General features: G+C 62.2%; 22 protein-coding genes. 14 read left to right on the top strand and 8 right to left on the bottom strand.

Features of this window, described 5'->3' with window-relative positions:
• Nucleotides 1-30 precede the first annotated feature (30 nt).
• Complete coding sequence (gene polA / locus APH34_RS17005) at nt 31-2,778, top strand: DNA polymerase I (protein ID WP_054902198.1); 2,748 nt, start codon at nt 31-33, stop codon at nt 2,776-2,778.
• Nucleotides 2,779-3,104: 326 nt separating this feature from the next.
• Here polA and yihA read toward each other — a convergent pair whose 3' ends face one another.
• A complete protein-coding gene (gene yihA / locus APH34_RS17000) occupies nt 3,105-3,737 on the bottom strand; it encodes a ribosome biogenesis GTP-binding protein YihA/YsxC (RefSeq protein ID WP_054902197.1) in 633 nt (210 codons plus the stop codon).
• 193 nt (nt 3,738-3,930) lie between these two features.
• Between yihA and APH34_RS16995 the strand changes: the two genes are divergently transcribed.
• The 7 genes from APH34_RS16995 (at nt 3,931) to APH34_RS16965 (ending at nt 11,116) form a co-directional block, all read left to right on the top strand.
• The gene (locus APH34_RS16995; RefSeq protein ID WP_054902268.1) at nt 3,931-4,233 is read left to right on the top strand and encodes a cytochrome c5 family protein; all 303 of its coding nucleotides are present in this window, start codon (nt 3,931-3,933) and stop codon (nt 4,231-4,233) included.
• A gap of 31 nt (nt 4,234-4,264) precedes the next feature.
• Complete coding sequence (locus APH34_RS16990; RefSeq protein ID WP_054902196.1) at nt 4,265-4,882, top strand: cytochrome c; 618 nt, start codon at nt 4,265-4,267, stop codon at nt 4,880-4,882.
• A 153-nt stretch (nt 4,883-5,035) separates the two neighbouring features.
• Nucleotides 5,036-5,671 (top strand): thiol:disulfide interchange protein DsbA, encoded by a 636-nt coding sequence (dsbA, locus tag APH34_RS16985; RefSeq protein ID WP_054902195.1) that lies wholly within the window; start codon nt 5,036-5,038, stop codon nt 5,669-5,671.
• A 12-nt stretch (nt 5,672-5,683) separates the two neighbouring features.
• Nucleotides 5,684-6,538 carry an endonuclease/exonuclease/phosphatase family protein gene (locus tag APH34_RS16980; RefSeq protein ID WP_054902194.1) on the top strand — a complete coding sequence of 285 codons (855 nt, stop codon included), beginning with the start codon at nt 5,684-5,686 and terminating at the stop codon, nt 6,536-6,538.
• Between the two features lie 97 nt (nt 6,539-6,635).
• Nucleotides 6,636-8,567, top strand: a complete 1,932-nt coding sequence (locus APH34_RS16975) for a GGDEF domain-containing protein (RefSeq protein ID WP_054902193.1) — start codon at nt 6,636-6,638, stop codon at nt 8,565-8,567.
• Between the two features lie 65 nt (nt 8,568-8,632).
• A complete protein-coding gene (locus APH34_RS16970; protein ID WP_198756814.1) occupies nt 8,633-9,409 on the top strand; it encodes an N-acetylmuramoyl-L-alanine amidase in 777 nt (258 codons plus the stop codon).
• An 87-nt stretch (nt 9,410-9,496) separates the two neighbouring features.
• Nucleotides 9,497-11,116, top strand: coding sequence for an EAL domain-containing protein (locus APH34_RS16965; RefSeq protein ID WP_054902191.1), 1,620 nt, complete (start codon nt 9,497-9,499; stop codon nt 11,114-11,116).
• Nucleotides 11,117-11,137: 21 nt separating this feature from the next.
• On the opposite strand, the gene APH34_RS16960 is transcribed toward APH34_RS16965, so the two are convergent.
• Together APH34_RS16960 and algB are read right to left on the bottom strand one after the other, a co-directional pair.
• Entirely contained in the window at nt 11,138-12,916 is a 1,779-nt protein-coding gene (locus tag APH34_RS16960; protein ID WP_054902190.1) for a KinB sensor domain-containing domain, read from the bottom strand.
• Nucleotides 12,913-14,259 carry a sigma-54-dependent response regulator transcription factor AlgB gene (gene algB / locus APH34_RS16955; RefSeq protein ID WP_054902189.1) on the bottom strand — a complete coding sequence of 449 codons (1,347 nt, stop codon included), beginning with the start codon at nt 14,257-14,259 and terminating at the stop codon, nt 12,913-12,915. The genes APH34_RS16960 and algB overlap by 4 nt, the downstream gene beginning before the upstream one ends.
• Before the next feature lie 209 nt (nt 14,260-14,468).
• Between algB and APH34_RS16950 the strand changes: the two genes are divergently transcribed.
• From APH34_RS16950 to APH34_RS16930, 6 genes are all read left to right on the top strand, one after another.
• Complete coding sequence (locus tag APH34_RS16950; RefSeq protein ID WP_054902188.1) at nt 14,469-15,290, top strand: BON domain-containing protein; 822 nt, start codon at nt 14,469-14,471, stop codon at nt 15,288-15,290.
• Nucleotides 15,291-15,466: 176 nt separating this feature from the next.
• Complete coding sequence (locus APH34_RS16945) at nt 15,467-15,751, top strand: hypothetical protein (protein ID WP_054902187.1); 285 nt, start codon at nt 15,467-15,469, stop codon at nt 15,749-15,751.
• 42 nt (nt 15,752-15,793) lie between these two features.
• The gene (locus tag APH34_RS28725; RefSeq protein ID WP_003252966.1) at nt 15,794-15,955 is read left to right on the top strand and encodes a DUF1328 domain-containing protein; all 162 of its coding nucleotides are present in this window, start codon (nt 15,794-15,796) and stop codon (nt 15,953-15,955) included.
• Nucleotides 15,956-15,957: 2 nt separating this feature from the next.
• Nucleotides 15,958-16,428: an inhibitor of vertebrate lysozyme family protein gene (locus tag APH34_RS16940; protein WP_054902186.1), complete on the top strand. Its 471-nt coding sequence runs from the start codon at nt 15,958-15,960 to the stop codon at nt 16,426-16,428.
• A gap of 735 nt (nt 16,429-17,163) precedes the next feature.
• A complete protein-coding gene (gene gltP / locus APH34_RS16935; protein ID WP_054902185.1) occupies nt 17,164-18,492 on the top strand; it encodes a glutamate/aspartate:proton symporter GltP in 1,329 nt (442 codons plus the stop codon).
• A gap of 129 nt (nt 18,493-18,621) precedes the next feature.
• Nucleotides 18,622-19,851: a nucleoside recognition domain-containing protein gene (locus tag APH34_RS16930; protein WP_054902184.1), complete on the top strand. Its 1,230-nt coding sequence runs from the start codon at nt 18,622-18,624 to the stop codon at nt 19,849-19,851.
• Here the strand turns inward: APH34_RS16930 and APH34_RS16925 are convergent.
• The 5 genes from APH34_RS16925 to APH34_RS16905 form a co-directional block, all read right to left on the bottom strand.
• On the bottom strand, nt 19,833-20,456 hold the full coding sequence (locus APH34_RS16925; protein ID WP_054902183.1) for an ABC-type transport auxiliary lipoprotein family protein: 624 nt from the start codon (nt 20,454-20,456) through the stop codon (nt 19,833-19,835). The two genes, APH34_RS16930 and APH34_RS16925, sit on opposite strands and share 19 nt — an antisense overlap.
• Nucleotides 20,453-21,391 (bottom strand): MlaD family protein, encoded by a 939-nt coding sequence (locus tag APH34_RS16920; RefSeq protein ID WP_054902182.1) that lies wholly within the window; start codon nt 21,389-21,391, stop codon nt 20,453-20,455. Before APH34_RS16920 ends, APH34_RS16925 begins: the two co-directional genes overlap by 4 nt.
• 3 nt (nt 21,392-21,394) lie before the next feature.
• A complete protein-coding gene (locus APH34_RS16915; RefSeq protein ID WP_054902181.1) occupies nt 21,395-22,186 on the bottom strand; it encodes an ABC transporter ATP-binding protein in 792 nt (263 codons plus the stop codon).
• On the bottom strand, nt 22,183-23,316 hold the full coding sequence (locus tag APH34_RS16910) for an ABC transporter permease (RefSeq protein ID WP_054902180.1): 1,134 nt from the start codon (nt 23,314-23,316) through the stop codon (nt 22,183-22,185). The genes APH34_RS16915 and APH34_RS16910 overlap by 4 nt, the downstream gene beginning before the upstream one ends.
• A gap of 127 nt (nt 23,317-23,443) precedes the next feature.
• Nucleotides 23,444-24,466, bottom strand: a complete 1,023-nt coding sequence (locus tag APH34_RS16905) for a DUF5924 family protein (RefSeq protein ID WP_054902179.1) — start codon at nt 24,464-24,466, stop codon at nt 23,444-23,446.
• Nucleotides 24,467-24,471 lie beyond the last annotated feature (5 nt).

Genomic DNA, 24,471 nt, shown 5'->3' with positions numbered 1-24,471 from the left:
CCGGACCCGCCGAAAAGGTTGATTCTGCTCATGAGCCAAGCGCCCCTCGTCCTGGTGGACGGTTCCTCCTACCTGTACCGCGCCTTCCATGCGCTGCCGCCGCTGACCACCTCCAAGGGGATGCCCACCGGCGCGGTCAAGGGCGTGCTGAACATGCTCAAGAGCTTGCGTAAGCAATACCCGGACAGCCTTTTCGCGGTGGTGTTCGACGCCAAGGGCGGCACATTCCGTGATGCGATGTTCGCCGAGTACAAGGCCAACCGCCCGAGCATGCCCGATGACCTGCGGGTGCAGGTCGAGCCGTTGCATGCCAGCGTCAAGGCGCTGGGCTATCCGCTGCTGTGTGTCGAAGGCGTGGAGGCCGACGATGTGATCGGTACGCTGGCGCGCAGCAGTGCGGCCCTGGGCCGGCCGGTGATCATTTCGACCGGTGACAAGGACATGGCGCAGCTGGTGGACGGGCACGTCACCTTGGTCAACACCATGACCGGCAGCGTGCTGGACGTGGCCGGCGTACACGAAAAATTCGGCGTAGGCCCGGAACACATCATCGACTTCCTTGCGCTGATGGGTGACAAGGTCGATAACATCCCGGGCGTGCCGGGGGTGGGCGAGAAGACCGCAGTCGGCTTGCTGACCGGTATCGGCGGCGGTCTGAGCGATCTGTATGCCAACCTCGACAAGGTTCCGGCGCTGGCCATCCGTGGTGCCAAGACGTTGCCTGCGAAACTCGAAGAACACCGCGACGCGGCGTTTTTGTCCTATGAGCTGGCGACCATCAAGGTCGACGTGCCGCTGGACATCGAGGTCGATGCGCTGGTCTGCGGCGAGCCCGACCGAGAGGCGCTGCTGGCGCTGTATACCGAGATGGAGTTCAAGAGCTGGATTGCCGAAGTGCAGCGCGATGCGGCCACAGCCGGCGATGACATTGCCCCGGCCGAAGAGCCCGTCACCAAGGTCGAGCCTCAATACGAGACGGTTCTGGACCCGGTTCGCTTCGACGCCTGGCTGGAGAAACTGCGCCAGGCGCCGTTGTTCGCCTTCGACACCGAGACCACCAGCCTGGATGCCCAGCAGGCGCAGCTGGTGGGCCTGTCGTTCGCCGTTGACCCGTATGAAGCGGCCTACGTGCCGCTGACCCACGACTATGAAGGCGCGCCGGCCCAGCTCGATCGCGAGGCCGTGCTGCTGGCGCTCAAGCCGCTGCTGGAAGACCCCGCCAAGGCCAAGGTCGGGCAGAACGCCAAGTACGATATCAACATCCTTGCCAACGGCTCACCCGCCATCCACATGCGGGGCGTGGCCTACGACACCATGCTCGAGTCGTATGTCTACAACTCCACTGCCACCCGCCACGACATGGACAGCCTGGCGCAGAAGTACCTCGACCACACCACCATCGCCTTCGAGGACATCGCCGGCAAGGGCGCCAAGCAGTTGACCTTCAACCAGATCCACTTGGACAAGGCAGGCCCCTACGCCGCCGAGGACGCCGACATCACCCTGCGCCTGCACCAGGCCTTGCAGGCCCGCTTGGCGCAGACGCCGAGCGTGCAGCCAGTGCTGATGGACATCGAGATGCCGCTGGTGCCGGTGCTGGCCAAGATCGAGCGCCAGGGCGCGCTGGTCGATGCTGCCCTGCTGCAGGTGCAGAGCGGTGAACTGGGCGTGAAAATGGCTGACCTTGAACGCCGCGCCTACGAGTTGGCAGGCGAAACGTTCAACCTCGGCTCGCCCAAGCAGCTGGGCTCGATTCTTTACGACAAGCTTGGCATGCCGGTGCTGAGCAAGACCGCCAAGGGCCAGCCGTCCACTGCCGAAGCAGTGTTGGACGAGCTTGCCGAGCAAGGCTACCCGCTGCCCGAGGTGCTGATGCAGTACCGCAGCCTGAGCAAGCTCAAGAGCACTTACACCGACAAGCTGCCGGGCCAGATCAACCCGCGCACCGGGCGCATTCATACCTCGTATCAGCAAGCCGTGGCCGCTACCGGGCGCCTGTCGTCGAGCGACCCGAACCTGCAAAACATCCCGATCCGTACCGCCGAGGGCCGGCGTATTCGCCAAGCCTTCGTCGCAAGCCCGGGCTACAAGCTGCTGGCCGCGGACTATTCGCAGATCGAGCTGCGTATCATGGCCCACCTGGCCAAGGACGAAGGCCTGCTGCACGCCTTCCGCAACGATCTGGACGTGCACCGCGCCACGGCCGCAGAAGTGTTCGGGGTCGCCCTGGAAGCGGTCACCACCGACCAGCGCCGCAGCGCCAAGGCCATCAACTTTGGCCTGATCTACGGCATGAGCGCCTTCGGCCTGGCCAAGCAGATCGGCGTCGACCGCAAGCAGTCGCAGGACTATATCGATCGCTATTTCGCCCGCTACCCCGGCGTGCTGGCCTACATGGAGCGCACGCGCACCCAGGCAGCCGAGCAAGGCTTCGTTGAAACCCTGTTCGGTCGGCGGCTGTACCTGCCGGACATCAACGCCAAGAACCCCGCGCTGCGCAAAGGCGCCGAGCGTACGGCGATCAACGCACCGATGCAGGGTACCGCCGCCGATATCATCAAGCGGGCGATGGTCAACGTCGACAATTGGCTGAGCGAAAGCAGGCTGGATGCGCGCGTGATTCTGCAGGTACACGATGAACTGGTGCTGGAGGTACGCGAGGAGCTGGTGGATCAGGTGAAAGATGAAATTCGCCAGCACATGAGCCGTGCCGCCCAACTGGATGTGCCGCTGCTGGTCGAAGTAGGTGTTGGCTCGAATTGGGACGAAGCTCACTGATTGAGCCGGGTAACCTGTGTAGGATCTGCGTTGCAGTGACGTGGATCCTGGCATGGCTCGATGCCATTAGTGCGGAAGTTTCATGAAACTATCGCAAATAGTTTTCAGGGCTTTGGAACTAAACCGGTGAAACGGCGCTCAGAGTAACTGAATGGCTGGTGAAGCCCTTCGATGCTCCTATGTTGTGTTAAGTGTTGGCAGATACCCGGACCCCGCCCTAGCGGTCCGGACTTGAACCCCGAACTTCCCCCTCCCCATACGAAGTCCGGGGTTTTTTTTGCCCGTCATTTGGGCCCTATCGCCGGCAAGCCGGCGATGGAGTCACCTCAGGCCACCGGCTTGTCTTCCAGCGCCATCCAGCCCGCCAGCACCCGGTAGGCCTCTTCGAGCCCCAGGCGCTTGGGTGCCGAGAACAGCTGGATAGTCACGCCATCCCCCCAACCCTTGCGAATTTCCGACTGGACCTTGAGCAGGGTGTTCTTGCCGGCGCCATGGGTCAGCTTGTCGGCCTTGGTCAGCAGGATGTGCATGGGCATGGCGCTGGCCTTGGCCCAGTCGAGCATCATCTTGTCGAAGTCGGTCATCGGATGGCGCACGTCCATCATCAAAATCACGCCGCGCAGGCATTCGCGGCTGCCCAGGTAGGCCTCCAAGTGGCGCTGCCAGTGCTGTTTGAGCGGGATCGGGACTTTCGCATAACCGTAGCCTGGCAGGTCGACCAAACGCCGTTCATCGTCCAGACTGAAGAAATTCAACAGCTGGGTACGCCCTGGAGTCTTCGAGGTGCGGGCCAGGCTGGCATGCGTCAGGGTGTTGAGGGCGCTGGATTTGCCGGCATTGGAACGGCCGGCGAAAGCCACCTCGTAGCCCTGGTCGTCCGGGCATTGTTCGACCTTGGCAGCGCTGAGGGCGAATGTGGCTTTCTGGCAGAGGCCGAGGATGGGGTTCTTGACTTGCATGGGATTTCCGATGTGGGTGTTGCCAAAGCCTAGGCCGGCAAGCGGTGTCGTTTCCGTTTGGATGGCGGAAGTATATAATGCCCCAGTTTTTGTGTGCTCATTCTCCCAGCGAAGGAGATCGAGCATGGGGTGTCGAACAATAGCTCGCGCATCAGAACGCAGCGCGTCCCCCAACCCTGTCAGGTCGTTTCGCATCGCGAAATGGCTGCTAGCTGTGGGTATGTTCCTGCCGTTTTTCAGCGCACAGGCTACACAGGATCCCGAGGCGTTGTACAACCGCACGTGTGCGGCCTGTCACGCCGGGCAGTTGCCACAGGCGCCCAAGAAGGGTGACCAGGCAGCGTGGGAGCCAAGGCTGGCGCAAGGCATGGAGGTACTCATGGCGCATGTAACTCAGGGTTTCAAGGCTATGCCGCCGCGTGGATTGTGCATGGACTGCAGTGCCGAGGACTACCGTTTGGTCATCCTTTGGATGAGCGGCAGCCCCGATACATAACATTTCACCCTTAGCCGTGTTGGATTAGCTGATGAACAAACTAGTCGTGAGTCTGCTGTTGACCATGGGTGTCGCAGGTGCGGCCAATGCTGCGGAACCTATCAAAGGCGATGCCACCGCCGGCCAGGCCAAGACGGCCGTCTGTGGTGCCTGCCACAACCCGGACGGTAACAGCCTGGCGCCGAATTTCCCGAAACTGGCCGGCCAGGGCCAGCGCTACCTTGAAAAGCAATTGCATGACATCAAGTCTGGCAAGCGCACCGTGCTGGAGATGACCGGCATGCTGGCCAGCTTCAATGACCAGGACCTGGCCGATATCGCCGCCTACTTCTCCAGCCAGAAAGGCAGCGTTGGCGCAGCCGATCCCAAGCTGGTCGAGCGGGGTCGCGCGCTGTTCAACGGCGGCGACCTGGACAAGGGCATGCCGGCCTGTACCGGCTGCCACTCGCCCAACGGGGCAGGTATCGCCCTTGCTGGCTTCCCGCACCTGAGCGGCCAGCATTCGCAGTACGTGAGCAAGCAGCTCACCGACTTCCGCGAAGGCAACCGCACCAACGACGGTGACGCGATGACCATGCGTACCATTGCTGGCAAGCTGAGCAACCATGACATCGAAGCGCTGGCCAGCTACATCCAGGGCCTGCATTAACATTGAGTTAATGCAGCAACGCTAAAGATGAAAGGGCGGTGCGGACCGCCCTTTTTTACGTCCGCAGCCGGTACACTACAGAACTCGGGCCCTTCCCGACCTGTCTCAGCACAGGTCGCGTCGAGGCGACCAATGACTGCTCAGGAGTAAAGCATGCGTAAACTGATTCTCAGCGCTGCGCTGGTCGCCGCCAGCGTATTCGGTATGGCCGCCGTACAGGCTGCGGAGCCTGCCACCGCCGGCAAGGAATATATCGAGCTGAGCAACCCCGTGCCGGTCTCCGTGCCTGGCAAGATCGAAGTGGTCGAGCTGTTCTGGTACGGCTGCCCTCACTGCTACCATTTCGAACCGACCATCAACCCCTGGGTCGATAAACTGCCCAAAGACGTCAATTTCAAACGCGTCCCTGCCATGTTCGGCGGCCCCTGGGATGCCCACGGCCAGATGTTCCTGACCCTCGAAGCCATGGGCGTGGAGCACAAGGTTCACGCAGCTGTGTTCGATGCTATCCAGAACCAGCACAAGCGCCTCACCGACCCTAACGATATGGCCGATTTCCTCGCCACCCAGGGCGTCGACAAGGACAAGTTCCTCGCCACCTTCAACTCCTTCGCGATCAAAGGCCAGGTCAACCAGGCCAAAGAGCTGGCGAAGAAATACGAAATCAGCGGCGTTCCGAGCATGGTGGTCAACGGCAAGTACCGCTTCGATCTGGGTACCGCTGGCGGGCCGGAAGGTGTGCTGAATGTAGCCGACCAGCTGATCGACAAGGAGCGCGCCGCTAAGTAAGCGGCGAACCCCATGCGCCGCTTGCGAAACGAGCGTGGCATTGGCTTGCATCAGCCGCAGGTCAACGAGCATCACCTGCAGGCGCCTGGCCTGCCCGAGGATGGTCGCCTGCGGCTGCTCAGCTTCAATATCCAGGTCGGCATCAGCACCGAACGGTATCGGCACTACCTGACCCGCAGCTGGCAGCACCTGCTCCCTCACAACGGGCGCGCCACCAACTTGCAGAAGATTGGCGAGCTGCTCAACGACTTCGACCTGGTGGCGTTGCAGGAGGCCGACGGCGGCAGCCTGCGGTCTGGCTATGTCAACCAGGTGGAGCACCTGGCGCACCTGGGGGCCTTCCCCTACTGGTACCAACAGCTTAACCGCAACCTTGGGCGTTTCGCCCAGCACAGCAATGGTGTGCTCAGCCGCCTCAAGCCACAACAGCTCGAAGACCATCCCCTGCCCGGCCCTGCAGGACGAGGCGCGATTCTGGTGCGCTTCGGCGAAGGCCAGGACGCGCTGATCGTGGTCATGATGCACCTGGCACTGGGGGCCAAGACCCGCGCGCGCCAGCTGGCCTACATTCGCGAACTGATTGGCGGCTACCGCCACCAGATCCTGATGGGTGACATGAACACCCATGCCAATGACCTGCTTGACCACTCCCCCCTGCGCGATCTGGGGCTTATCGCGCCGCAGGTCGAGGCCACCTTCCCCAGTTGGCGACCGCAGCGTTGCCTGGACCACATCCTGCTCAGCCCCAGTCTCACCCTTGAGCGGGTCGAGGTGCTGGCGCAGCCGATTTCCGACCATCTTCCGGTGGCGGTAGAAATCCGGTTGCCGGATGCATTGACGGCGGATACGCTGCCGGCGTTGCGCTAGCTCCGCTAAAGCGTCTCAATTCCCTCAAGTGTTCGAGGTCTGCGCCGACAGCGTGTAATCACAGCCAACAGATGCACCACCTGTCGCGGATCCAGGCATGACCGAAGAAGCTGAGCGCTGGAAAGAAAAATACCTCAAAAGCATCGAACAGCAGGAAAAGCTCGAGCGACGCTGGGAAGCACGGCTCGACCTGCTGCGCCGTGGCCTGGTGCGCAGTACCCTCGCCGCCGAAGGCAGCGACAAGGTGGTCGACCAGTGCATGAAAGAGATGCGCGAGGTCATCCGTAGCGACAACATGGATGCTGGCCTTGCCGGGTTGATCCCGCGCCTGGAAAAGGCTGTGCTCGATTCCGAGCAGCGGCGTGAAACCCGTATGAATCAGGTCAGCGATGCACTGACCGCGCTGGTCGCCCAGCTACAGGGCCTGCCATTACCCGGCGATGTTTCGCGGCCACTGAAGAAACTGGCAAAAAAACTCGATGGCGGGGTCAGCCAGTCGCGCGAATTACCGCCACTGCTGGGTGAGCTCAGTGGCCTGCAGGGGCGCGCGCTTTCTGCCTTGAACACGCCGCAGGAAGAGGTCCGGCCAGGCCTTCTGCAACGCCTGTTCGGCAATCGTGACGGCGAGCCTGCTTCGCAACCGGAGCCTACTTCCGCCGGTGCGTTGACCGAGGCACAACCACAGCCGCTGCCGGATGGCCCCGGGGTGGCGCATCTGTCGCCAAGTGATGTCGACGAACTGCGCCCGCTGGGCTCGCCTGTGCCAGCCGAGCCTGTCGAACCGCCGGGAGCGGTCACGCCTGACCCGGACCCTCCGGTGCCGTTGCCGGTCGAAACCGTTAAGCCGCCCAGCGCGCAAGCTGACCCTTCGGTGTTGCCGTTGCAGCCTGTAGAGCCCACGGCCGAAACACTGGCCCTGGCGCCCCTTGAGGAAACCTTCGGCGAAGACGGCCCCTACGCACTCCCTGACGCCGTCGAGCCGCCCTACAGCCAGGTCGCCGCGCACATCGAGCAGACACTGATCGGCCTGCTCGATGACCTCAGCCTGCCGGAGCGTCACAAGGCCCAGGCCCTGGAGATGCGCGAGCGTGTAGCACGCGGCTTGAACTGGTACGAGTTGATCCCGGTACTCGATGACCTGGCCGTGCTCATGCTGGCCATCACTGACAGCGGCCAGCACGAATTCGAGACCTACCTGCAGCAGATCAACGAGCGCCTGGAAAGCTTCCAGAGCCATCTGCACGAAGCCAGCGCAGGCCATGCCGACAACAGTTCGGCCGCGCGTGAACTGGACAGCCAGTTGCGTGAACAAGTCGATGGCCTGCAAAGCAGTGTGCAGGGTGCAGCCGATGTCGACAGCCTCAAGCAAATTCTGGAAAACCGGCTCGAAGGCCTGTTGGTTACCATGGACGACCATCAGCACGAGCGTGATCGCCGTGAGCAGGAACTCGCCGGGCGCCTGCAAGGGCTGGCCGAACGGGTAGCGAACATGGAGCAGGAGGCCCTTGGCTACCGTGAACACCTGGAAGAACAGCGGCAGAAAGCCCTGATTGACCCACTGACCGGCCTGCCCAACCGCGCCGCCTGGAGCGAGCAGGTCGAGCGTGAACTGCTCGACTGGCATGAAAACGGTGGCCACCTGGCGATGGCGATACTCGACCTTGACCATTTCAAGCGCATCAACGACAGCTACGGCCATCTGGCAGGGGACAAGGTCTTGAAGATCGTTGCCGACCAACTGCGCAAGCGCCTGCGCGGGCGTGACTTCATCGCCCGTTTTGGTGGCGAGGAGTTCGTGCTGCTGCTGCCGCAAACCTCACCCGCTGCGGGCGCGAAGATTGCCGAAGGGCTGCGCGCGGCAATAGAAGCCTGCCCGTTCCACTTCAAGGGTGAGCGGGTAGTGATCACCGCGTCCATCGGCCTGAGCGCCTTCCGTTCAGGCGAGCGCGGCGACCAGGTGCTCAAACGTGCTGATGCGGCACTGTACCGGGCCAAGGACCTAGGTCGTAATCGGGTGGAACAAAGCTGAACGGGTGAGCCGTGCGTGCATACGTTATGCTATTGCATTACTAGCTCATCAACCTGGCTTCCACCATGAAAGCGTTGTTTTCCGCATTGCTGCTGCTTGCCCTGGCCGGTTGCTCGACCGGCCTGCGTATCGACCGCAGCCACACCTCGGCCAACCAGGACAACCGCATCCAGTTCGTTGTCCTGCATTACACCAATGCCTCGCTGGAGCGCTCGCTGGCGCTACTCACCCATGGCGAGGTCAGCAGCCATTACCTGATCGGCGACGGCCCGGCCACGGTCTATCAGTTGGTCGATGAAAACCGTCGTGCCTGGCATGCCGGCGACAGCCAGTGGCAGGGGCGGACTTGGTTGAACTCCAGCTCCATTGGTATCGAGATCGTCAACCCGGGGTTCGATACCACTCCCAACGGTCGCGTCTGGTACCCCTACAGCGAAGCGCAGATCCAGGCGCTGATCGCTCTTCTCAAGGACATCGTCAAACGTAACAACATCGAGCCGCGGCACATCATCGGCCACAGTGACATCGCGCCGCTGCGCAAGCTTGACCCGGGGCCGATGTTCCCCTGGAAGCGCCTGGCCGATGCCGGGCTGGGCATCTGGCCGGAGCCCACTGCGGTGGCGCGCCAGCAAGCCTACTTCAGTGACAACCCACCGACCGTCGGCTGGTACCAGCAGGAGCTGGCACGCTTTGGCTACGCCGTGGAACAGACGGGGCAGTTGGATGTAGCCACCCGTCACGTGATCGCGGCTTTCCAGATGCACTTCCGGCCTGAGCGCTTCGATGGTATGCCGGATGCGCAGACGGCAGCGATGTTGCAGGTGCTCAACCGCATGCGCTGAGCCTGAGCGCTTCGCTGCACTCCGCCAAACGGCCACGCCAATCCGCCATCCAGTTGCTATACCTTGTATATCAACTGGATGCTGCCCATGTCGGCCCTGATAACTGCACTGCGCCAATTTTTTTACCGTCCCTGGATGCTGGCCACTCTGGCAGCGTTGGCCAGCGCTGCGGTATTGCTCACGGCGAGCATCGGCATTGCCCTGCAGCAGATGAAGCAGAGCGAGAGTGCGCAGATGAACGCCCAGGGCGAACGCTTCCTCGATCGCCTTGAGCAGGTCTTCGGACAGCTGCGCGAAGGGGTCGATGACCTGCAGGCGCAACCGCTGCGAGGGTGCAGCCCGGCGATGTTGGCGGCGTTGCAGCAGGTCGGGCTGAGTTCGCGTTTCATCTATGAAGCGGCTTATGTGGACGCCAACGTCGCCTGTTCCAATCGGGGTGGAGCAAGAGCATTTGTGCCCACGCGGCCACCCGATCTTCAGGGCCCCACCTACAGCTACTGGCTGAACACCACGACCGAGCCCAACGAAAACCTTGCCGCGCTGATGTTGGCACGGGGCAATTTTCTGGTTTCCACCTCGCGGGGGCATTTGACCGATGTGGTCGACCTGCCGCCGGGTGGCAGCTTGTTGGTGGTGCTCGACAACGGCACACGGGCGATTCCGGTGCTGGGCCCGCCCCAGGTCTGGCCGCCGACCAGCGACTGGCCACCGCCCAGCCAGAACTCCCTGTTCGAAATGCAGGACCGCCTGGTTTACCGCATGCCGACCAAATCGCCCGATTACCAGCTGGTACTGATAGCCCCTCGGGCCAGCCTGCCGCTGAAAATGAACGGCATGCTGTGGCTGTTGTTCCCCGGTAGTGTGCTGGCGGCCTGTTGCATCGGCTGGCTGGTACTGCAACTGATCCTGCAGCGGCGCTCGATGAGCTCGGAGCTACAGAATGCGCTACGCCGCGGTGAGTTGCAGGTGCTGTACCAGCCGATCATCGAGCTCGACACCCGACGCTGTGTGGGGGCCGAGGCATTGGTGCGCTGGCGCCGCCCGGACGGAACGCTGACCAGCCCGGACCTGTTCATCCCGCTCGCAGAAAATACCGGGCAGATACGGCAGATTACCGATTTTGTGCTGCAGCGGGTGCTGGAGCAGCTCGGCCAGCTGCTGCGCTCGCATCGCAATCTGTACATTTCGGTAAACCTTGCCGCATGCGATGTGATGGTGCCGCGCATCGGCGGGGTGGCTGCGCGATTACTGGCGCTGCACAGGGTCGCGGCGAGCCAGATCGCGTTCGAGGTCACTGAGCGGGGTCTGATTGACGTAGTGGTGGCCCGCGATAACCTGCAGGCCTTGCGAGCGGTGGGTCATCAGGTATTGATCGATGATTTCGGCACGGGGTACTGCAGCCTGGCCTACCTGCAGACCCTGCCGGTGGATTGCCTGAAAATCGACAAGGCGTTCATTGATGCCCTGGGGCACGATGCCGCCAGCAGCGGCGTGGCACCGCATATCATCCGCATGGCCCACGACCTGCATCTGCGGGTGATCGCCGAAGGCATCGAATGCGAGGCCCAGGCGGTGCTGCTCAACAGCGAAGGGGTCAATTACGGGCAAGGCTGGCTGTTCGCGCACCCGCTCAATGCCCGCCAGTTCGCCGAGTTGGTCACGCGTGGGCGGCAGGTCAGGCGGCAGCGGCTCGATGATGAGCCCTGAGCGCCGCCTTGACCCTCCCGATCAGACGGGCAACGCCATATAGAACTGGGTACCCTGCCCTGGCCGCGAAAACACCCCCATGCGACCGCCGTGCAGCTGAACGATTTCCTTGCATAGCGCCAACCCCAGCCCAGCACCGCCCTTCTTGCGTCCGACTTGTACAAAGGGCTCGAAGATGCGCCCTTGCTGGCCATAAGCGATACCTTCGCCGTTATCTTCGACGCTGATGATCACCCGTTCGGCGTGCCGACGTGCATGCAGGCGAATTCGCCCACCGCTGGCCGTATGACGAATGGCATTGTGCAGCAGGTTGTCCAGTACCCGGTCCAGCTGGGCGACATCGGCGTGGATGCGTGGCAGCGGTGGCTCCAGGTCCTTGATCAGGTCGATCTGCTTGAGCGCGGCCTGCTCGCTGAAGCGTGCCTGGGCGCGCTCAAGCAGCTCGTCGAGGGCGCAGGGGGCCAATTCGAGTTTCTGCAGGCCGCTCTGGTAGCGCGAGAAGTTGAGCAGGTCGTTGATGAGCTGGGTCAGGCGCTGCATTTCCTCGCCGATGGTTTCCAGCAGGTCATGCTCGCGTGCTTCCGGCGGGAACTTGATGCGCTCGCGCAACAGCCCGAAGGCCATGTGCATGCCGGTGACCGGGGTACGCAGCTCGTGGGAAGCGCGTAGCACGAACTCGCTGCGCACACGCTCGAAAGCGCGCTGTTCGGTCACATCATGCAGCACCATCACCGCGCCCAGAATAGGCCCTTGCGGGTGACTGACAGGGGTCAGGCTGTAGGTCAGCAAGCGCGATTCGTCATCGACCTCGATGCTCAGGTCGTCGGGTGGGCGATCCAGGCTGCCGCCGCGCAGCACCTGGCGCAGTTGTTGCTCGAGCTCGGGGCGCTGCAAGGCTTCGGCCAGGCCGCTGCCGACGCGGCTGTCACTCCAACCCAGCTGGCGCTGGGCGACTGGGTTCAGGTGCTCCAGCAGCCCTTGGCGGTCAATGATCAGCAGGCCGTCGTCGATGCTGTCGAGCACTGCCTGCAGGCGCTGCTGGCCGGCCAGTAGCTCATCGACATTGGTGGCCTGGTGCTTGCGCAGGGCGTCGGCCATCAGCCCGAAGCGTCGGGTCAGCTGGTTGAGTTCGATGGCCTGGGTGACCGGCAAGGTGACCTCGAAGTTACCTCGCCCAAGTTCATCTGCGGCCTTGGCCAGCGCCTCGATGGGCTGGCCGAAGCGGCGGGCAATGTTGTGTGCGGTAATGAAGCCGAGTACCAGGACTACCAAGCCCATCAGGCCGAGAACGCCGCTGACCAGCAAGGCGCGGCCCCGGGTGCGTTCTTCGCTGCGGGTGATGTGATCGAGCGCTTGCCGGTGCGAATCGAGCAGGTCGGTGCGGACCTGGTTGAAGGCTGCCCCCAGGGGCTGATCCACCCCGAGGCTGCGAGCGGGTGCAGGGCTTTCGCGGTAGGCCTGAAGGAAGGCCTGGTAGTTGCTGCTGGCCTTGCTGAAACCGGTACGCTCACCACCTTGCGCCAGCCCTTGGGTGAGCAGTTGCTCGAAGTTTTCCTGCAAGGTCCGCAGGCTCTCCGGGGTGGTATCGTCATCGAGCATGAGCGTCAGTTGCTCGCCCAGGTTCTGCCGCAGTTTCAGCCCTACCTCAAGCACATGCGTGGTGTCGCGCACCGACTGCTGTTGCATGTTTGCCATCTGCAACACGCTGACCAGGCCAAGCATCAGGCCCAGCAGCGCCACCGTCACCAGCGCCGATATGCTAAGAAAAAGCCGCGTACGCAGCTTCATTGGCCATCTCATAGATTGTACTGCTTACGCTTGCGATACAGGGTGGAGGCGTCGATGCCCAGGGTCTTGGCGGCCTGGTCGAGCGTATCGCTGGCCGCCAGCACTGCACCGATGTGAGCGCGCTCGAGTTCATCCAGGCTCAGGGCGGCGCCAACCCGAGGCGCATTGCCGGTGGGTTGCTCGCCCATGCCCAGGTGGCTTATCTCCACGCGTTCCTGCGGGCAAATGATGCTGGCACGTTCTACCACGTTGCGCAGTTCGCGAATGTTGCCCGGCCAGCGGTAGTTGAGCAGCGCAGCGCGGGCTTCGTCGCTGAAGCCGCGGGCTGGGCGGGAGTATTCCTTGACGAAGCGGGCCAGGAAGCGGTCAGCCAGGGTCAGGATGTCTTCGCTGCGCTCGCGCAGAGGCGGCAGGTGCAAGGTGATGACGTTGAGGCGGTACAGCAGGTCTTCGCGGAAGCGGCTTTCGCGCACCATCTCTTCCAGATTGAGGTTGGTCGCGGCGAGGATGCGGACATCCGCACGGCGGGTTACCGGGTCGCCGACGCGTTCGTACTCCTTGTCCTGGATGAAACGCAGCAGCTTTGGCTGCAGTGCCAGTGGGAAGTCGCCGATTTCGTCAAGAAACAGGGTGCCGCCATCCGCTTGGCTGACCCGTCCCAGCGTGCTCTCGCTGGCACCGGTGAAGGCGCCGCGGGTATGGCCGAACAGTTCGCTTTCCATCAGTTCGGCATTCAGCGAGGGGCAGTTGATGGTCACGCAGGCCTTGCGGGAACGCTTGCTCCAGCTGTGAATGGCCCGCGCCAGCTCGCCTTTACCGGTACCGGATTCGCCCAGAATAAGGATGTTGGCATCGGTGGTGGCTACTTGGCGGGCGGTTTCCAGTACGGCCATCATTGCCGGACTGTGCGAATCGAGGCCGTCCTTGGGCTTGCGCACCTCCCCCTCCAATGCTTCCAGGCGTGCAGACAGCTGGCGCACCTCCAACTGTTTGGCTGTAGCCAGGCGCAGCTGGTCGGGGCTGCACGGTTTGACCAGGTAGTCTGCGGCCCCGGCCTGGATCGCGTCGACGGCAGTGTCAATCGCCGAATGGGCGGTGACGATCACCACGCGCATCCAGGGCGCCTGGATACGCATCTGCGCCAGGACATCAAGGCCGTTGTCCTCGCCCAGGCGCAGGTCAAGGAAGCACAGGTCGAAGACCTGGCGCTGCAGCAACGCCTCGGCCTGCGCGGCGCTGTTGGCCGTGGCCACACTGTAGCCCTCGTCCTCGAGGCAGTAGCGGAACGTGCGCAGGATAGCGGACTCGTCATCCACCAGCAGAATGCGGCCTTGGTTGTCCTGGGCTGATTCCATTTCCAGCGCTCCTTAGGATAAGTCTTCAATTAGTGTGGGAAAAATCGGGCAAGTTGCATGGTCAATTCTGAAGGATTCTGTGCTTTGCATGCTAGCCAGTGGCCCAACAGTGCCGCTAAGCCGCGATATCTCGATGATTTTGTTAGAGCTCCAGGCTGGCACATTGGTTGCGACTATTTTCAGATTTTGCCTACAAAAGGAGTGCAGTCATGCCCTTTCCCACTCGAATGGCCGTATTGACGGCTGGTTTGCTGTCCATTTGCACCCCGGTGTTTGCCGATCAAGTCGACGACGCGCGCCTGGAGGGGTCCCTGCAAACGGCGCTGGCGCTCAACCGCATACTCAATCCGTTTCGCATCGAGGTAGAGGTCGATGGCCAGCGAGCACGTCTGTCGGGCGAGGTGGAAAACGAGGTAGAGCGCCAGTTGGCCGAGCACGTTGCCCTGGCCACCCGCGGAATCGAGCAGGTCGACAACCAGTTGAAGGTCAATGCCGAGCTGGTCGAGCGCCCGCTCGAATTGCGGGCCTATGCCCAGCGCTTGGAGGACGCCACCTTGGCCGCTGTCATCCGCGCCCGGTTGCTGTGGAGCCGTACCACCGAAAAGGCGCCCATCGAGGTGCAAAGCAGCGACGGCGTGGTGACGCTGCGCGGCAGGGTCGACAGCGTGGAAGCCAAGGAGCTGGCAGGGGTCGTGGCGCGAACGACCGATGGCGTGCACCTGGTCAACAACCTGGTGAGCCTGGACACCGCTGCCATGGCCAAGGCGCGGGAAACGCCGGTTGGCGCGCCCACAGGACCACAGCCCAGCGACCGGTGGGTAATCGACAAGATCCAGAACAGTTTCCGGTTCAGCCGTAACCTCGACGGCCTGAATATCAAGGTGGCCAGTGATGAAGGCATGGTGCGGCTGTCCGGTGAGGTGGTCAGCAATGAGCAGAAAACCATTGCGCTAGAGATCGCCCGGCAGATTATCGGGGTGCGTGGGGTGGATGCCGACCTGCTCAAAGTGGCCACCAAGGTTGAAGGCTGAATCGTGCAATTCGCACGACGTCACGAAGGGCATCGTGCAGGATACGTCCTTCAGACCTACGAGGTGTTTGTGTAACTCATTGATTTATAACGTTTTTATGGGTGAGCAAAGACTGGCACGCAGGCTGCAATTAACTGTTCAGGTTTGAATAGAAAAATTACAGCAGGAGAGCCGGCATGAACCGCCAATCCGACAACCGCTCGCAGAATGCCGCACTGCCATTGCGCCAGTTCCTTTTATTAGGGATGGCGCTGCTGCTGACGTTGGCCGCAGGCCTCTTTTATTACAGCTGGCAGACCGCGCGACTCGCCGAGCAGGTTGCCGCGCAGACTGCGCTGCTGACGCAGATCCAGGCGACACGTGCCAATACATTGGTAAAGGCAGCCGAACCGCTGCCTTCGGCCAATACCTCGCCGGCCACTGTTGAAAATGTCGTACCCCAGCAGCGCTGGGTGTTCTGAGACAGCGGTTGGACCGATTTCAAAAAAGAAAGGAGAAGCATCATGCTGAGCTGGGCTATCACTTTCCTCATCATCGCCATTGTCGCTGCAGTCCTGGGCTTCGGTGGTATCGCTGGCGCCGCGACGGGTATCGCGAAGATCCTGTTCATTGTCTTCCTGGTGCTGTTCGTGGCGTCCTTCTTCTTTGGACGGGGTCGAGGTTGACGATGAGCAGGAAGCTTTGCACAGCCCTGGCTGCTGCCCTGTTGTTGGGCAGTAGTGCAGGGGCAATGGCGGCCAATGATGGCCAGGTTCGAGCCGATCAGTTGCTCGGCTCGGACACCAAATACCGTGAAACCTGGCAGAAGGCGATCAAAGGCGAGGAACGCCTGCCCGACTGGGTGATCAACCTGACGGGCAGCGCGCAGGAGCAGATGTCTGCAGTGACCGAAGACGGTGACAAGTACTTGGTCGGTCCGCTGTGCGAATCCCAGGACAAATGCACCTACAAGCGCCTGATCGTGGCATTCAGTTGGGACAAGGATGAAGCATACGGGATGCTGGTAGAGGTGCCCGAGGGGCTGCCGAGCGACAAGTCGCCTACCCGTCATGCGCAGTACACATGGATTGGCAAGCCGGATGACGGCATGCAGAAATTGCTGCAGGAGCAGCTCAAGCGCGACCCGAATTGGTACTGAGGGTTTTCGGACAAGCGGTCGCGCACTGTCACGTGATAGAAGCGGAACCTTTCTATCGTTCTCGCTTCTATGATGCGCCGCCTCGAGGAGAGGCTGCACATGACCAAGGGGCCGGGCTGTTCTGATCGTTGCAGGGTCGGAGTGGCCTAGGGGTACAGGGAGTGCCTCCAGAATTGGGCCGGGTCAGGAAAGGCATAATCGGAAGCTTCAGGTCTTACGTGCGGATGTGCGTAGTCACGACCTGGCTTCCGAGGCGCCATCTACCTTTTCCCCACCTCCTTTCAGGATTTTGCGTTCGAGACACATTTTGTCTTGACCGTACATCAAATTTTTTTCGCCTGATCCAGCGCTGGCACAGGTGTCATTTCAGCCATTCGGATTGTCGAACAAGCCATCAATCCGCCTCCGCGTACACGGTCAAATCTGCCTAAATATGGCGCTTTGGTCTTGTTCGGGATTCCGAACGTTATAAATCAATGAGTTGCGAGTGCCTCATTTTGGCGCAGATCAGTATGCCGAATCGGTATGGGGTATGCGCTTCCGGCATTAGATTTCATTCCTTCCCATCGCAATAGTTGCCGCCTTTTCGCTGGCCCGAGCGCCTTGTCGCTCGCTCGCGGTGTCCTTACATGAGGTCTCCGGACGGAAGCTCTACGCTGCCCGTGACGTTGCCAACGGCTCTGTTACGCGCTTTTCCGGTCGGTGCCCGTGACCACTAGAACAAAGGGTAAAGACATGAAGAAGGCAAAACTGAGCCTCGCCTGGCAGATCGTCATCGGTCTGGTCCTGGGCGTTGCAATCGGCGCGCTACTGAACCATTTCAGTGCGGAAAAGGCCTGGTGGATCAGCAACGTCCTCCAGCCAGCCGGTGACATCTTCATTCGCCTGATCAAGATGATCGTCGTCCCGATCGTGATTTCGTCGCTGATCGTGGGTATCGCCGGGGTTGGCGATGCGAAGAAACTGGGCAGCATCGGCCTGAAGACCATCATCTACTTCGAGGTGGTGACCACCATCGCCATCGTCGTTGGCCTGGTCCTGGCAAACCTGTTCCACCCTGGCGCCGGCATCGACATGAGTACTTTGGGTACCGTCGACATCTCCAAGTACCAGGCGACTGCCGCTGAAGTGCAACATGAGCATGCGTTCATCGAAACCCTGCTCAACCTGATTCCGTCGAACATTTTCGCAGCGCTGATGCGTGGTGAAATGCTGCCGATCATCTTCTTCTCGGTGTTGTTCGGCCTGGGCCTGTCGAGCCTGCAGGCCGATCTGCGCGAGCCACTGGTGCGTACCTTCCAGGGCGTGTCGGAGACCATGTTCAAGGTCACCCACATGATCATGAACTACGCCCCGATCGGCGTGTTCGCCCTGATCGCCGTAACGGTCGCCAACTTCGGTTTCAGCTCGCTGCTGCCGCTGGCCAAGCTGGTACTGCTGGTGTACTTCGCTATCGCCTTCTTCGCCTTCATGGTGCTGGGCCTGGTAGCGCGTGTATTCGGCTTCTCGGTGATCAAGATCATGCGCATCATGAAAGATGAGCTGATCCTGGCCTACTCCACTTCCAGCTCCGAGACCGTGCTGCCGCGCGTGATCGAGAAGATGGAAAAATACGGTGCGCCGAAGTCGATCTGCTCGTTCGTGGTTCCGACTGGTTATTCGTTCAACCTCGACGGCTCGACCCTGTACCAGAGCATCGCGGCCATCTTCATCGCCCAGCTCTACGGCATCGACCTGTCCTGGAGCCAGCAGCTGCTGCTGGTACTGACCCTGATGGTCACCTCCAAGGGTATTGCCGGCGTACCGGGCGTGTCGTTCGTGGTCCTGCTGGCGACCCTGGGCAGTGTGGGCATCCCGCTCGAAGGCCTGGCGTTCATCGCCGGTGTCGACCGCATCATGGACATGGCACGTACCGCCCTCAACGTGATCGGCAACGCCCTGGCGGCGCTGGTGATTGCCCGTTGGGAAGGCATGTACGACGCTGCCAAGGGCGAGCAGTACTATGCCTCGCTGATGGCGGACAAGAAGGAAACCGCCGTGGTTGGTGAAGCCGCCAAGCGCTAAGCCTGATGCACTGACGAGAAACCCCGACCTGTCGGGGTTTTTTGTTGTCTGCATGGGCCGCTTCGCCCGGGCCGGCTAAAGCGTCTTCGGTGCGTTATCATTCAGGCATTTTTCAGGGGGAACACACGGATGCTCAACGGCCTTTGGCTCGGCTTTTTCCTGGTGGCGGCCGTTTGCGCCCTGACCCAATGGCTGGTTGGTGGCAACGCCGGCATATTCGCCGCGATGGTCGAGAGCATCTTTGCCATGGCCAAGCTGTCGGTGGAGGTGATGGTCCTGCTGTTCGGCACCCTGACCCTGTGGCTGGGGTTTCTCAAAATCGCCGAAAAGGCCGGTATCGTCGAATGGCTGGCCAAGGTGCTCGGCCCGCTGTTCGCCCGGCTGATGCCAGAAGTACCGCCTGGACACCCCGCCCTGGGGCTTATCACCATGAACTTTGCCGCCAACGGCCTGGGGCTGGATAACGCCGCCACGCCGATCGGCCTCAAGGCCATGCGTGCCCTGCAGGAGCTCAACCCCAGCAGTACCACGGCGAGCAATGCGCAGATCCTGTTTCTGGTGCTCAATGCCTCATCGCTGACCCTGCTGCCGGTCACCATCTTCATGTATCGCGCCCAACAAGGCGCCACTGACCCGACGTTGGTGTTCCTGCCGATCCTACTGGCCACCAGCGTCTCTACCCTGGTCGGCTTGCTGTCGGTGGCGGTTATGCAGCGCCTGCGTCTGTGGGACCCGGTGGTGCTCGCCTACCTGATCCCCGGGGCATTGTTGCTCGGTTGCTTCATGGCGTTCCTCGGTACCTTGTCGGCGGCGGCGCTGGCGAGCCTGTCGTCGATCCTCGGCAACCTCACGCTGTTCGGCGTAATCATCCTGTTCCTGGTGATTGGGGCGTTGAAGCGGGTGAAAGTGTATGAGGCCTTTGTCGAAGGAGCCAAGGAAGGTTTCGATGTCGCCAAGAGCCTGCTGCCCTACCTGGTGGCCATGCTTGTGGCCGTTGGTGTTCTGCGGGCCTCGGGGGCACTCGAGCTTGCGCTGGACGGCATACGCCATGCGGTGAACTGGTTGGGCATGGACACTCGCTTCGTCGAGGGCTTGCCGACCGCGTTGGTCAAACCGTTCTCCGGCAGCGCGGCGCGGGCCATGCTGATCGAAACCATGCAGACCCACGGCGTGGACAGCTTCCCGGCGCTGGTGGCCGCCACCGTGCAGGGCAGCACCGAAACCACCTTCTACGTGCTCGCTGTGTATTTCGGCGCCGTTGGCATCCAACGTGTCCGCCATGCTGTGGGCTGCGCCTTGCTGGCGGAGTTGTCCGGGGTGATTGCGGCGATCCTGGTCTGCTACTGGTTCTTCGCCTGAGCCTGGGTGCTCTGGGCCACGGCCCAGTTCACCACCTGCACGGCCAGTTGATCGCTGGCCGCTCCGAAACCTGCCACCACGGCTGAAACCTGCTTGTCGGACAAGGGCTGGTGCACCTCGAAACGTTTACTGGCGAGGATGCGTTGGCTGCGTCCCTGGACCAGGCGCGCGTCGTAAAGGATCACCACTTCGACCGTGCCGCCTGCGTGGTATTCGCTCTGGAACGCCTGCAGCTCACCGGCCAGCTCGTAGTCCGCCTGCAGGTTGCTGTCGTCGGCGCTCAGCCGCTGAACACGGCCGTCACGCTGAAAGCCATCGAGCAGGCGGTTGCGCACCAGCAGCGGCACGGGGTCGCTCCAGCGTGCGCCTTTATAGCTGCTGATCACATCCCCCTGAGGGATCACCGCGATGCGTGGCCCTGCCAGCACTTCGCTGGCCAGCGGCTTGTTCAGGCGCAGCGACCAGTCCACCGGCGTGGCACTGTGGCTGGCCTGGTTGACCGGCAGCCGGTAGATATCCACAGGTTCGCTCTGGGGCAGGATCGAGCAGGCGCTGGTCATGCTCAGCGCGGCCGCCAGGGCCAGCAGGCGCAGCGACGGGTTCATGGCTGGAACTCCTTGTTGTTGTCGCGGCCTAGCAGGTAGCCACTCGGGTCAGCCTCCAGGCGCCGGGAAATGCCCTTGAGTGAATTGAGGGTTTCGCGCAGTTCGCGGATGGCAGGTGTCAGTTGGTTCAGGCCTTGTGCGCCATCATCGATGGACTGGCGGTTGTCCTTGAGCAGGCTGTTGATGGTCGCGGTGCTTTCGGCCAGCGACTGCATGGCCTGTTCGGCGCTGCCGATGGCTTGCTTGCCTTCGGTGCCGAGCAGGCCATTGGCGTTGCGCATCAGCGCCTGGGTCTCGGCCAAGGTGGCATTGGCCTGTTTGCCGACTTGGGCCAACTGTTCGATCGCCGAGGAAATACCACCCTTCTGGTTGGCGAAGGCGCCAGTGGTCTGTTCCAGATTGGCCAGGGTATTGCTCAGGCGGTCGATGTTGCTTTCCGAGAACATCTGGTTGGCGTTGTGCAGTAACAGGTTGATGTTGGTCACCAGGTCACTGCTGTCATTGAGCAGGCGTGAGATGGGCGAGGGTGATGCGACGATGACCGGCAGCTTGCCATCCTTGCCTTTGAGCTCAGGGCTTTGCGGGGTGCCGCCGCTGAGCTGGATGAACGAGTTGCCCGTAACTCCGGCCAGGGTGAGCTTGGCCTGGGTATCTTCTTTCACCGGCGTGTCGCCGCTCAGGCGCACACGGGCGAGCACCCGGCGTGGGTCTTTTGGGTCCAGGCGCAGGGTGGACACGTCGCCAACCTTGATGCCGTTGTACTGCACCGGGCTGCCCCGGGACAGCCCCGAGACGGCCTCGTTGAAGACCACCTCATAATCCTTGAAGGCATCGTCGACGCTGGACTTGGTCAGCCACAGGCCGAACAGCATGGCACCGACGACCACCAGCACGGTGACCAGGCCGATGAGAACATGATGAGCTCGGGTTTCCATTGTTCAGCGCTCCTGCCCGGCGATGGTGGCGGCCTGCTCGGCTGCCCGCCCACGTGGGCCGTGAAAATAGTCGTGAATCCACGGGTCGTTGGTTTGCTCGACTTCGGCCAGGGGGCCGGCGACCAGCACCTTTTTCTGCGACAGCACCGCGATGCGGTCGGTGATGGTGTAGAGGGTGTCCAGGTCGTGGGTGATGAGAAACACGCTAAGGCCCAGCGCATCGCGCAGGGTGAGGATCAATTGGTCGAAGGCCGCCGCACCGATCGGGTCGAGGCCGGCTGTGGGTTCGTCGAGGAACAGGATGTCGGGGTCCAGCGCCAGCGCCCTGGCCAGCGCGGCGCGTTTGATCATCCCGCCGGACAACGAAGAGGGGTACTTGTCGGCGGCGGAAATCGGTAACCCGGCCAGGGCCAGCTTGACCCCGGCCAGGTGCTCGGCATCGGCGCGCGACAGGCCGGCGTGCTCGATCAAGGGCAGCGCGACGTTTTCCGTCACCGTCAGCGAAGAGAACAGCGCGCCCTTCTGGAACAGCACCCCGAACCGACGTTCAACCTGCGAGCGTTGCGCCTCGCGCAGTGCAGCGAGGTCTTCGCCGAACACGTTGACCTGGCCTTCGGTGGGTCGGCGCAGGCCGATGATGCTGCGCAGCAATACCGACTTGCCGCTACCCGAACCGCCGACCACGGCCAGGATCTCGCCACGGTACAGATCCAGGTCGAGGTTTTCGTGCACGACCTGGCTGCCGAAGCGGTTGCAGATACCTCGGGCTTCGATCACTGCTTCACGGCCACTCACCAGCCCATCTCCATGCAGAACAACGCTGCCACCGCGTCCAGCACGATGACCACGAAAATCGATTGCACCACGCTGGAGGTGGTGTGTGCGCCGACCGACTCGGCACTGCCGCTGACCTTGAACCCCTCCAGGCAACCAATGGAAGCGATCAGGAAGGCGAAGAACGGTGCCTTGGCCAAGCCCACGATAAAGTGCTGCACGCCGATGTCGCTTTGCAGCAGTGACAGGAACATGGCCGGCGAGATGCCCAGTGACAGAGCACAGACCACCGCGCCGCCGACGATGCCGCAGATCATCGCGAGGAAGGTCAGCAATGGCAGCGAAATCAGCAGCGCCAGTACCCGGGGGACCACCAACAGTTCGATCGGGTTGAGCCCGAGGGTGCGGATGGCGTCGATCTCTTCGTTGGCTTTCATCGAGCCGATCTGCGCAGTGAAGGCGCTGGCGGTGCGGCCGGCCATGAGAATGGCGGTCAGCAGTACGGCAAACTCACGCAGGAACGAAAACGCCACCAAGTCCACGGTGAACACCGTTGCGCCGAAGTCGGCCAGCACCGTGGCACCGAGAAAGGCCACCACTGCACCCACCAGAAAGGTCAGCAAGGCGACGATGGGCGCGGCATCCAGGCCGGTCTGTTCGATGTGCGCGACAACCGGTGTGACACGCCAACGCTGCGGTTGCAGCAGGCGGCGCAGCAAGGTTTCCAGGATCAGGCCGATGAAGCCGAGCAATTGCAGGGTGTCCTGCCAGAGCGTGCCGACTGCACAGCCAATGCGCTCCAGCAGTTGCAGCAGCACGTTGCGCTCTGGCGCCTTGACCGGGATGCAATAGTCCTGCACCGAGCTGTAGACAGTCTTGAGCAGAGCGCGGCTGGCGTCGGGCAGGTCGTTGGTGCATCGCGACAGGCGTTCGGCGCCAAGCAGTTCGGCCAGCAGCGAGGCGCCGGCGGTGTCCAGGCGGCCCAGCTGGCTGAGGTCGGCGATGGCATCGGCGCTGTATTGGGCGCGCAAGCGCTCGCTGTCGCGCTTGAGGCTGGCGTAGTGAGCCAGGGTCCAGTCACCGGCAATACGCAGGCAGGCCGGTTGGCGGCTGGTGTCCAGGGTGGCGCTGGGGGTGGTCATAGGCTCCATGCATCTGACTGGCGTAGAGGCTGATCATAGCGCAGCGCGCATGGAGCGGTTTGTAGAGAATGTGCTGAACGTCGAACCTGGGGCTGCTGTGCAGCCCCTTCCGAGGGGCCCAGTGCCTGCAGATCACTCAACCAGCTGGCGCGTCGTCGACCACCTTGAAGCGCAGCACGCCGATGACCTGACCATCTTCGGTCAGCACCCGTACCTGCCATTTGCCGACCGGATTGGGCGGAAAGTTCTGCTTGTGGGTCCAGGCACGGTAGCCTTCCTTGCGACCCCCATGGATGTCCAGGGCGATCCGGTCGACTTCCTGGCCGTCTTTCTGCCACACGTGGTAGATCCGCTCGTTGAGGCCGCGCGGGGCGTTGATGGCGGTGTAGGCGTACAGGCCACTGCTGCGAATGCGGCTGGCGGCAATTTCGTCCAGGGACTCACCGGGCTGACGGTTGAGCACCTCGGTACTTACCGCCACCTCGGTCATCCACAGGGTGGCGGGTGGCACCCACGAGCGTAGCAGCCAGCCGCCACCGCCCACGGCCAAGGTCACCAACACCAGCGCCACGCCGCGCCGCCAATTGTTGATCGGGAAGCTGCTGGCGAGGCTTGGGAATGACAGCGCCATGGCGGCGATCAACGCCAGCTTGAAGCTTTGCGCAGTGGTCAGGTGCAGGATGATCGGCAGCGCGGTGAGCAGTGCGGCGAACAGGGTAAGGGTGTGCAATGCGAGGAACAGCCAGCGGCGCGGGGCCAGCCACTTGTAGTACAGCGGGTCGACGATCGAGATCAACCCGGCAGCCCCCAGCAGGCCGGTGAATACCAATTGGCCGCTGTTCCAGGTCGTGGTGATGAAGAAGAACGGCAGGACGAAGAACAGGCTTTCCTGGTGAATCATCTGTGTTGCGTAGCGCAACAGTGGCTGTGGGATTTCGCGTTTGAAGGTACGGGCAAACAGGCCGGTGAGGGTGTTTTCCAGCATCAGCCAGACCCAGCTGACCAGCATGAGAATGGCCACCCAACTGGCCAGGCTGGCCTGGCGGTCGACCAGGATGAAACTGCCGATACCGGATAGAAAACCGCCGAGCGCGATGATGCCGGGGTAGCGTTTGAGCAGCTCGATGATGCGCTGGACGAAATGGGGGATCGGGGGCATTGGCT

This window comes from Pseudomonas sp. NBRC 111131, assembly GCF_001320525.1.
Taxonomy (GTDB): domain Bacteria; phylum Pseudomonadota; class Gammaproteobacteria; order Pseudomonadales; family Pseudomonadaceae; genus Aquipseudomonas; species Aquipseudomonas ceruminis.
This window is presented reverse-complemented; position numbering and strand designations above follow the sequence as displayed.